The sequence below is a fragment of the Microbacterium sp. genome, from assembly GCF_035277845.1.
Taxonomy (GTDB): domain Bacteria; phylum Actinomycetota; class Actinomycetes; order Actinomycetales; family Microbacteriaceae; genus Microbacterium.
On the sequence record NZ_DATEJS010000190.1, the window covers coordinates 1 to 10,273 of the forward strand.

The 10,273-nt window shown below is 70.6% G+C and carries 9 protein-coding genes; 8 read left to right on the top strand and 1 reads right to left on the bottom strand.

All coding sequences use genetic code 11. The annotated features are described in order from the left end of the window. From VJR25_RS08045 to allB, 7 genes are all read left to right on the top strand, one after another. On the top strand, positions 1 to 1,048 hold a 1,048-nt coding region (locus tag VJR25_RS08045), incomplete at its 5' end, for a DUF6986 family protein (RefSeq protein ID WP_324114359.1). Positions 1,049 to 1,079: 31 nt separating this feature from the next. After that, positions 1,080 to 1,892 (top strand): bifunctional allantoicase/(S)-ureidoglycine aminohydrolase, encoded by an 813-nt coding sequence (locus tag VJR25_RS08050; RefSeq protein WP_324114361.1) that lies wholly within the window; start codon positions 1,080 to 1,082, stop codon positions 1,890 to 1,892. 169 nt (positions 1,893 to 2,061) lie between these two features. Further along, the gene (locus VJR25_RS08055) at positions 2,062 to 2,847 is read left to right on the top strand and encodes a hydroxypyruvate isomerase family protein (RefSeq protein ID WP_324114375.1); all 786 of its coding nucleotides are present in this window, start codon (positions 2,062 to 2,064) and stop codon (positions 2,845 to 2,847) included. A gap of 39 nt (positions 2,848 to 2,886) precedes the next feature. Then, positions 2,887 to 3,765 carry a 2-hydroxy-3-oxopropionate reductase gene (locus VJR25_RS08060; RefSeq protein ID WP_324114363.1) on the top strand — a complete coding sequence of 293 codons (879 nt, stop codon included), beginning with the start codon at positions 2,887 to 2,889 and terminating at the stop codon, positions 3,763 to 3,765. A 125-nt stretch (positions 3,766 to 3,890) separates the two neighbouring features. After that, positions 3,891 to 5,678, top strand: coding sequence for a glyoxylate carboligase (gene gcl / locus VJR25_RS08065; RefSeq protein ID WP_324114365.1), 1,788 nt, complete (start codon positions 3,891 to 3,893; stop codon positions 5,676 to 5,678). Between the two features lie 20 nt (positions 5,679 to 5,698). Further along, complete coding sequence (locus VJR25_RS08070) at positions 5,699 to 6,841, top strand: glycerate kinase (protein ID WP_324114367.1); 1,143 nt, start codon at positions 5,699 to 5,701, stop codon at positions 6,839 to 6,841. Then, complete coding sequence (allB, locus tag VJR25_RS08075) at positions 6,838 to 8,178, top strand: allantoinase AllB (protein WP_324114369.1); 1,341 nt, start codon at positions 6,838 to 6,840, stop codon at positions 8,176 to 8,178. The genes VJR25_RS08070 and allB overlap by 4 nt, the downstream gene beginning before the upstream one ends. A gap of 114 nt (positions 8,179 to 8,292) precedes the next feature. On the opposite strand, the gene VJR25_RS08080 is transcribed toward allB, so the two are convergent. Continuing rightward, the gene (locus tag VJR25_RS08080; protein WP_324114371.1) at positions 8,293 to 8,643 is read right to left on the bottom strand and encodes a hypothetical protein; all 351 of its coding nucleotides are present in this window, start codon (positions 8,641 to 8,643) and stop codon (positions 8,293 to 8,295) included. A 242-nt stretch (positions 8,644 to 8,885) separates the two neighbouring features. Between VJR25_RS08080 and VJR25_RS08085 the strand changes: the two genes are divergently transcribed. Beyond that, positions 8,886 to 10,273: AAA family ATPase (locus VJR25_RS08085; protein WP_324114373.1), on the top strand; the 1,388-nt coding region annotated here is incomplete at its 3' end.

Genomic DNA, 10,273 nt, shown 5'->3' on the forward strand with positions numbered 1-10,273 from the left:
CCTCGCCGCCCTCGCCTCGCGCGTGGGCGTGCAGGCCGCGGACGTGCCCGCCGTGGCATCCCGCGTCGCCGACAAGCTCGCCTCCGAGCCCATCGAGGACATCCGCCTCGACTTCGAGGACGGCTACGGCGACCGCGGCGCGGTCGAGGACGAGGATGCCGCCCGCGCGGCGAAGCTCGTCGCCGAGTCCGTGGCATCCGGCATCGCGGCGCCGTTCATCGGCATCCGGTTCAAGTGCTTCGAGGCGCCCACCCGCGCCCGCGGACTGCGGACACTCGACGTGTTCCTGGGCGGGCTCGTCGACAACGGCGGACTGCCCGACGGCCTCACGCTGACGCTGCCGAAGGTGTCGACGGTCGCGCAGGTCGAGGCGATGGCGGATGCCGCCGCCGCCATCGAGCGCGTGCACGGCCTGCCCGAGGGCCGCATCCGGTTCGAGGTGCAGGTGGAGACGCCGCAGCTGATCCTCGGCGCGAACGGCCGGTCGCCCCTGGCAGAGCTGCCGGTCGCCGTGCCGGGACGCATCACCGCGTTCCACTACGGCACGTACGACTACAGCGCCTCGCTCGGCATCTCGGCGCGCTACCAGTCCATGGAGCACCCGGTCGCCGACCTCGCCAAGGAGGTCATGCAGCTCGCCGCCGCAGGCACCGGCATCCGCATCTCGGACGGCTCGACCAACATCCTGCCCGTCGGTGATCGCGCCGAGGAGGCGTGGGCGCTGCACGCGCGACTGGTGCGCCGGTCGCTCGAGCGCGGCATCTACCAGGGCTGGGACATGCACGCCCACAACCTGGCGACCCGCTACATCGCGACCTACGCGTTCTACCGGGAGGGCTACCCGGCCTCGGCCGTGCGCCTGCGCAACTACCTGCAGAAGACGGTCGGCGCCGTGCTCGACGAGCCGGCGACCGCCCGGGCCCTGGCCTGGTTCGTGCTGCGCGGCGTACAGTGCGGTGCCATCGGCGCCGACGAGGTGCAGGCCGACGTCGGCATCTCCGAGGCCGAGCTGACCGCGCTCGCCCACCCGCGTCGGGCTGCCGCCTGACCTCCGTTCCACCCATCGAAAGGGATCGCACATGGGTTACTACACCCCGGCCGGCGGGCTGCCCCCGCAGACCGACCTGCTCACCGATCGCGCCGTCGTCAAGCTGGCCTACACGGTCATCCCGAAGGGCGTGCTGCGCGACATCGTCACCAGCAGCCTTCCCGGCTTCACCGAGACGCGCGCGTGGATCATCGCCCGGCCGACGCCGAGCTCCGCGCAGACGTTCTCGCAGCTGATCGTCGAGATCGGGCCCGGGGGCGCCGCCGCCAAGCCCGAACCCGAGAAGGGCGTGGAGAGCGTGCTGTTCGTCACCACCGGCGAGCTGACCCTGACTCTGGACGGCGAGCGGCACGTGCTCGGCGAGGGCGGCTACGCCTTCATCTCGCCGGAGTCCGAGTGGTCGCTGGCGAACGAGGGCTCCGACCTGACCAGCTTCCACTGGATCCGGAAGGCCTACGAGTACCTCGAGGGCATTCCCGCCCCGGCGTCGTTCGTCACCCGCGACCAGGACATCGAGCCCGTCTCGATGCCGGACACCGATGACGTGTGGGCGACCACGCGCTTCTCGGACGCGAGCGACATGGCGCACGACATGCAGGTGAACATCGTCACCTTCAAGCCGGGCGGGTCCATCCCGTTCGCCGAGACGCACATCATGGAGCACGGCCTGTTCGTGCTGCAGGGCAAGGCCGTCTACCGCCTCAACGACGATTGGGTCGAGGTCGAGGCCGGCGACTACATGCTGCTGCGCGCGTTCTGCCCGCAGGCCTGCTACGCGGGTGGTCCGGAGGACTTCCGCTACCTGCTGTACAAGGACATGAACCGCCAGATCAAGCTCACCTGAGACGTCCCATGCGGTGCGCGACGGCCCGGTGACTCTCCCTCGGGGGAGCCCGGGCCTTCGTGCTTCGCGGGGTCTTGACGCAGCCGCCGCCCATGACGTAGAGTTTCATCAGGCAAGAATCCACTTCCGTATAGTGAAAACTACGGAGGAGACACAGAAAGTGACGACGATGACGTACACGGTCAACTGCTCGATCATCCTCACGGAGCTCCCGCTGCTTGAGCGCCCCGCCGCCGTCAAGGCTGCCGGCTACGATGCCGTCGAGTTCTGGTGGCCCTTCTCCGAGGCTGTGCCGAGCGACGGCGAGGTGGATGCCTTCGTCAACGCCGTGCAGGATGCCGACGTGCAGCTCACCGGCCTGAACTTCTTCGCCGGCAACATGGGCGGCGGCGACCGCGGCCTCGTGTCGTGGGTCGGCCGTGAGGACGAGTTCGCGGACAACATCGACGTGGTCGTCGGCATCGGCGAGCGTCTGGGCACCAAGGCGTTCAACGCCCTGTACGGCAACCGCCTCGAGGGCGTCGACCCGCAGGCTCAGGACGACCTGGCCGTCAAGAACCTCGCCGCGGCGGGCCGCGCGGTCGCGAAGATCGGCGGCATCGTGCTGCTCGAGCCGGTCTCCGGCATGGACACCTACCCGCTGAAGACGGCGGCCGACGCGCTGGCGATCATCGAGCGCGTCAAGGACGAGGAGGGCGTCGACAACGTCAAGCTCCTCGCCGACTACTACCACCTCGCCGTCAACGGCGACGACGTGCCCGCCGTGATCGCCGCGCACGCCGCCGACTTCGGCCACATCCAGATCGCCGACGCCCCCGGCCGCGGCGAGCCCGGGACGGGCGACCTGCCGCTGGACGACTGGATCGCCGACGCCCGCGCCGGCGGCTACGCAGGCGTCATCGGCCTCGAGTACAAGCCCACCCAGGCCGACCCGTTCGCCTGGACCCGCGCCTGATCCGCGCCCCGCACAGACCACGCTGAAGGAGCGAGAACTATGACCAACGTTGCATTCATCGGCCTCGGGATCATGGGCCTGCCCATGGCCGAGAACCTCGTCAAGGGCGGCTTCACCGTCACCGGCTACAACCGCAGCCAGCCGGCGATCGACAAGCTCGTCGCGGCCGGCGGCCAGGGCGCCACGAGCATCGCGGATGCCGTGAAGGACGCCGATGTCGTCATCACGATGGTTCCCGACTCCCCGGACGTGGCCGCCGTCGTGCAGGGCCCCGACGGCGTCTTCGCCAACGCGAAGGCCGGCGCACTGTGGATCGACAACTCCTCCATCCGCCCGGACGTCGCCAAGGAGCTCGCCGCGGAGGCCGTCGCCGCCGGCTTCGGCGCGGTCGACGCCCCCGTCTCGGGTGGTGAGCAGGGCGCCATCGACGGCGTGCTGTCCATCATGACCGGTGGCTCCGAAGCCGACTTCGCCAAGGCGGAGCCGGTGCTGAACGCCATCGGCAAGACCATCGTCCACGTCGGCCCCTCGGGCGCCGGCCAGACGGTCAAGGCCGCCAACCAGCTCATCGTCGCCGTCAACATCCAGGCGCTCGCTGAGGCTGTCGTCTTCCTCGAGGCCTTCGGCGTCGACACGGACGCGGCGCTGAAGGTCCTCGGGGGCGGCCTGGCCGGCTCCAAGGTCCTCGACCAGAAGGGGCAGAAGATGCTCGACCGCGACTTCGCCCCCGGCTTCCGCCTCGCCCTCCACAACAAGGATCTGGGCATCGTCACCGCAGCGGCCCGCCAGGCCGGCATCACCGTGCCGCTCGGCTCCGCCGTCGCACAGCTCGTGACCTCGCTCGTCGCCCGCGGCGACGGCGGCCTCGACCACTCCGGCCTCTTCAAGCTCACCAACGAGCTCGCCGGTCGCGACTGATCTTGCCCGGTCGTTGAGCCGGCCCGCCAGGGCCGAGACGAAACGCACATGGCCCCGCGAGGTTATCACGTTTCGACTCGCTTCGCTCGCTCAACGACCGGTACCGAACAACAAGGAGACATCCCATGACCCGCATGCGCGCCGTCGACGCCATCGTGCAGATCCTGATCAAGGAGGGCGCCGACGAGGCGTTCGGCCTGCCGGGCGCTGCCATCAACCCCCTCTACTCCGCGATGCGCGCCAACGGCGGCATCCGGCACACCCTCGCCCGCCACGTCGAGGGCGCCTCGCACATGGCCGACGGCTACAGCCGCACGGCCGACGGCCGCATCGGCGTGTGCCTCGGCACCTCGGGCCCCGCCGGCACCGACATGATCACCGGCCTCTACGCCGCGATCGCCGACTCCATCCCGATGCTGTGCATCACCGGCCAGGCGCCGGTCGCGAAGCTCGACAAGGAGGACTTCCAGGCCGTCGACATCGCCTCCATCGCGAAGCCGGTCACGAAGTTCGCGAAGACGGTGCTCGAGGGCGCGCAGGTTCCCGGCGTCTTCCAGTCGGCGTTCCAGATCATGCGCTCCGGCCGCCCCGGCCCGGTGCTCATCGACCTGCCGTTCGACGTGCAGATGACCGAGATCGAGTTCGACATCGACACCTACGAGCCGCTGCCGGTCGCCAAGCCCGTCGCCACGCGCGCGCAGGCCGAGAAGGTGCTCGACATGCTCGTCGCAGCCTCGCACCCCGCGATCATCGCCGGCGGCGGCATCGTGAACTCGGGGGCCTCCGCGAAGCTCGTCGAGCTCGCCGAGACGCTGGGCGTGCCCGTGTTCCCGACCCTCATGGGCTGGGGCGCGATCGCCGACGACCACCCGCTCGCCGCGGGCCTCGTCGGCATCCAGACCTCGCAGCGCTACGGCAACGCGAGCTTCCTCGAGTCCGACTTCGTGCTGGGCATCGGCAACCGCTGGGCGAACCGCCACACCGGCGGCCTCGACACCTACCGCAAGGGCCGCACGTTCGTGCACGTCGACATCGAGCCCACCCAGATCGGCCGCGTGTTCGCGCCCGACTACGGTGTGGTCTCCGACGCCGGCGCGTTCATCGACGCCCTGCTCGAGGCCGCCCGCGACCGGGTCGCCGAGCTGCCCGACTACAACGGCTGGGCCCAGGAGTGCCGCGACCGCAAGGCGCGCCTGCAGCGCAAGACCAACTTCGACAACGTGCCGATGAAGCCGCACCGCGTCTACCAGGAGATGCTGACCGCGTTCGACCGCGAGACCACCTTCGTCACCACGATCGGCCTCTCGCAGATCGCCGGCGCGCAGCTGCTGCACGTGTACGGCCCGCGCAAGTGGATCAACGCCGGCCAGGCCGGTCCGCTCGGCTGGACGGGCCCCGCGGCCCTCGGCGTCGTGCGCGGCAAGCCGGGCGAGCAGGTCGTCGCGCTCTCGGGCGACTACGACTTCCAGTTCATGATCGAGGAGCTCGCCGTGGGCGCGCAGCACAAGCTGCCGTACATCCACGTCGTGGTCAACAACAGCTACCTGGGTCTCATCCGCCAGTCGCAGCGCGGCTTCGAGATGGACTACGAGGTGTCCCTGGCGTTCGACAACGTCAACACCCCGCAGGACTCCGAGTCCATCGCCACCGGCTACGGCGTCGACCACGTCAAGGTCGCCGAGGGTCTGGGCTGCAAGGCCCTGCGGGTCGAGCGTCCCGAAGACCTCGCCGCCGGGTTCGCCGAGGCGGCGCGCCTGCGCGACGAGTTCCAGGTGCCGGTGGTCGTCGAGGTGATCCTCGAGCGCGTCACCAACATCGCGATGGGCGCCGACCTCGACACCATGAACGAGTTCGAGGACCTCGCCACGTCGGCTGCCGACGCGCCCGAGGCGATCTACGCCCTGCTCGACTGAGACCGGGACACGCTGGAATCATGCGAATTCTCATCGCTTCGGACAAGTTCAAGGGCTCCTTGACCGGGTCCGAGGTCGCGTCGGCGCTCGCCGAGGGGATCCGGAATGCCGATGCCGGTATCCACGTCGACGCGGTTCCGGTGGCCGACGGCGGGGAGGGCACCGTAGCGGCCGCCCTCGCCGTCGGGTTCACCGCCGTGAACGCGACCGTGACGGGCCCCACCTCGGGGTCCGTCACGGCGCAGTTCGCGGTCAAGGACGATCAGGCGATCATCGAGATGGCCGCGGCATCCGGCCTCGACGTGCTGCCGGGCGGCATCCTCGCCCCCCTGACCGCGACGAGCCGCGGCACGGGCGACCTCATCCGGGCCGCCCTCGACCACGGCTGCACCACGATCATCCTCGGCGTGGGCGGCAGCGCCTGCACCGACGGCGGCGCCGGCATGCTGCAGGCGCTCGGCGCCCGGCTGACCGACGTGAACGGCCGTGAGGTCGCGCCGGGCGGCGCGGCGCTCGCCGACCTCGCCTCCGTCGACCTCTCCGACCTCGACGACCGCCTGACGCACGCGCACGTCGTGCTCGCCGGCGACGTCGACAACCCCCTCCTCGGCGAGCGCGGCGCCCCCGCCGTCTTCGCCCCGCAGAAGGGTGCCACCCCGCAGGATGTCGCGCTGCTGGATGCCGCCCTCGGCCACTACGCCGCGCTGCTCGTGACGCAGCCCGGCGTCCGCGACGTCGTGGACGCCCCGGGTGCCGGCGGTGCCGGCGGCGTCGGCTACGCGGCCATGGCCGTGCTCGGCGCCGAGCGCCGGCCCGGCGTCGAGGTGGTGCAGGAGCTCACCGGGCTCGCCGCCCGGGTGGCATCCGCCGACCTCGTCATCACCGGCGAGGGCAGCCTCGACGAGCAGAGCCTCGGCGGCAAGGCGCCGATCGGCGTCGCCCAGGTCGCGAAGGATGCCGGCGTGCCGGTGATCGCGATCTGCGGGCGCACCCTGCTCACCCCCGAACAGCTGAGCGAGGCCGGGTTCGCCCGGACGTACGCGCTCACCGACATCGCCCCGGACGTGCCCACCGCCATCGCGGAAGCCGGCCGGTTCGTCACCGAGATCGGCGCCCGCATCGCCGCGGACGTCGCTGCAATCGCCCAGGGAGGCCACTCATGACAGACACCTACGACCTCGTTCTCCGCGGCGCGCGCGTGCTCACCGCGGACGGTTTCGGCCCTCGTGAGGTCGGCGTGCGCGACGGCGTCATCGCCGCGGTCGAGCCGCTCGGCGCGGGCCTCTCCGGCGCCGAGGTGATCGACCTGGCCGACGACGAGGTGCTGCTTCCCGGCCTCGTCGACAGCCACGTGCACGTCAACGAGCCCGGCCGCACCGAGTGGGAGGGCTTCGCCTCCGCGACCCGCGCCGCCGCCGCCGGCGGTGTGACGACGATCATCGACATGCCGCTGAACAGCATCCCCCCGACCGTCGACGTCGAGGCCCTGCACACCAAGCAGGATGTCGCCCGCGACCAGGCGCACGTCGACGTGGGCTTCTGGGGCGGCGCGATCCCCGGCAACACCGCGCAGCTGCACCCGCTGCACGACGAGGGCGTGTTCGGGTTCAAGTGCTTCCTGCTGCCGTCGGGCGTCGACGAGTTCCCGCCGCTGTCGCTCGACGAGGTCGCCACCGACATGGCGGAGCTGAAGAACTTCGACTCGCTGCTGATCGTGCACGCCGAAGACGCGCACGTCATCGAGGACGCCCCGCAGACGCCGGGCGCGCACTACGACGACTTCCTGGCATCCCGCCCCCGCGACGCCGAGAACACCGGCATCAAGGACGTCATCGACCGCGCCCGCGCCACCGGCGCCCGCGCGCACATCCTGCACCTGTCGTCGTCGGACTCGCTCGAGCAGATCCGCGCGGCCAAGGCCGAGGGCGTGCGCCTGACCGTTGAGACCTGCCCGCACTACCTGACGCTCACCGCCGAGGAGATCCCCGACGGCGCCACCGCGTTCAAGTGCTGCCCGCCGATCCGCGAGGAGTCCAACCGCGACCTGCTGTGGCAGGGCCTCGAAGAGGGCGTCATCGACTGCATCGTGTCGGACCACTCGCCCGCCACGGTCGACCTCAAGGAGCCCGCCGGCGGCGACTTCGCCACCGCCTGGGGCGGCATCTCATCGCTGCAGCTCGGCCTGCCGCTGGTGTGGACGCAGGCGCAGACGCGCGGCATCCCGCTCGAGCAGGTCGTCGGCTGGATGACCACCGGTCCCGTCAAGGTGTCGGGCCTGCAGCGCAAGGGTGCCATCGCCGTCGGCAACGACGCGGACTTCGCCGTCTTCGCACCCGAGGCGACGTTCGTGGTCGACAAGGCCAAGCTCCACCACAAGAACCCCGTGTCGGCCTACGCCGGCAAGGAGCTCTCCGGCGTCGTGCGCCGCACCGTGCTGCGCGGCGGCACCGTCGACGGCCGCACGCCCACCGGCAAGCTGATCAAGCGCGGCGAGGCGTAAGCCGCCGCCGCAGCGGAAGACCCCCGGGGATGCCCCGGGGGTCTTCCGCGTTGCGCGGGGTGTCGGCTGCGGGCGCATCCTGTTCTGAGAACGCGCGGTGAGCCGGAATCCGGATCAGGATGCCGCATCCCGTCCTGTTTTCGCGTCCGCTCCTGTTTCTGAACCAGGAGCGGGCGGGGTGGCGGACGCGGCCGCCTGACTCAGCATCCGCTCGAGGCCGACCTGCACGGCCGCGACGACGAGGCTGCCGACGAGGCAGAGGATGCCGATCCAGAACAGCACCACGATCCACGCCGCGGTCATCGGGTTGATGACGCTCCAGGGCTGCACGGAGGCGTCGGCGACGTTCGCCGAGGTGCCGAGCCAGACGGCACCGCTCGCGAACACGGACAGCGTGCCGATCCCGATCAGCATCGCCAGGGGGACGTTCACGGGCGCCTGAGGACCCGTCGCAGAACCGCTCATAGCCAGAGGATAGACGCGCGCCGTGCTGCGCAACGGGGCCCGCCCTCCTGGCCCCGCCCCGGGCATCCCGAGCCGAAATCACGCTCGGAGCCGAAATGACGCTCAGGATGCCGCATGCCGTCGTCTTCTCGTGTCTCCTCGTCATTTCACGACGGGCCGGCCGCTCTTGAGCGCAATCGGGGGCTCTGCTAAACTTGAGCCATAACGACTCAACTTTGAGTCGGCCAGTTTCAAGGAGACAGATGAACGCAACCCAGCAGCCGGGGCAGGAGGAGTCCCAAAGCGCCCTCGAGCAGTTCGGCATCAACCTGACCGATCGTGCCCGCGAGGGCAAGCTCGACCCCGTGATCGGGCGAGACAGCGAGATCCGCCGTGTCAGCCAGGTGCTGACCCGGCGCACCAAGAACAACCCGGTGCTCATCGGGGAACCCGGCGTCGGCAAGACCGCCGTCGTCGAAGGACTCGCCCAGCGCATCGTCGCGGGCGACGTCGCCGAGTCCCTGAAGGACAAGGAGCTCGTCACCCTCGACATCTCCGCGCTCGTCGCCGGTGCCATGTACCGCGGCCAGTTCGAGGAGCGCCTGAAGTCGGTGCTCAAGGAGATCACCGAGTCCGAGGGCCGCGTGATCACCTTCATCGACGAGCTGCACGTGCTCATGGGCGCCGGCGGCGGCGAGGGGTCGGTCGCGGCATCCAACATGCTCAAGCCCATGCTCGCGCGCGGCGAGCTGCGCCTCATCGGCGCCACCACGCTCGACGAGTACCGCGAGTTCATCGAGAAGGATGCCGCCCTGGAGCGCCGCTTCCAGCAGGTGTACGTCGGCGAGCCCTCGGTCGAGGACACCGTCGCGATCCTGCGCGGGCTCAAGGAGCGCTACGAGGCCCACCACAAGGTGGCCATCGCCGACGGCGCCCTGGTGGCCGCGGCATCCCTGTCGCACCGCTACCTGCCGAGCCGCCAGCTGCCGGACAAGGCGATCGACCTGATCGACGAGGCCGCGTCGCGCCTGCGCATGGAGATCGACTCGGCCCCGGTCGAGATCGACGAGCTGCGCCGGCACGTCGACCGGCTGAAGCTCGAGGAGCTCGCCCTGAAGCGCGAGAAGGATGCCGCCTCCAAGGAGCGCCTCGAGGCGCTGCGCACCGACCTGTCCGCGGAGCAGGCGCGGCTCTCCGACCTGCAGGCGCGGTGGGAGCGCGAGCGTGCATCGCTCAACCGCGTGGGCGAGCTGAAGAACCGTCTCGACAAGGCGCGCGTCGAGGCCGAGCTCGCACAGCGCCAGGGGAACCTGGAGAAGGCGTCCCGGCTGCTGTACGGCGAGATCCCGGGCCTCGAGCGCGAGGTCGCGGCCGCCGAGCGCGCCGAGAGCACCGAGGACCGCATGGTCAACGACCAGGTCACCGACGAGGACATCGCCGCCGTGATCTCGGCCTGGACCGGCATCCCGCTCGGCCGCCTCATGCAGGGCGAGACCGAGAAGCTGCTGCGCCTGGAGTCCGAGCTGGGCAAGCGCCTGATCGGCCAGAAGGAGGCCGTCGCCGCGGTGTCGGATGCCGTGCGCCGCTCGCGCGCGGGCATCAGCGACCCGAACCGGCCGACGGGCTCGTTCCTGTTCCTCGGTCCGACCGG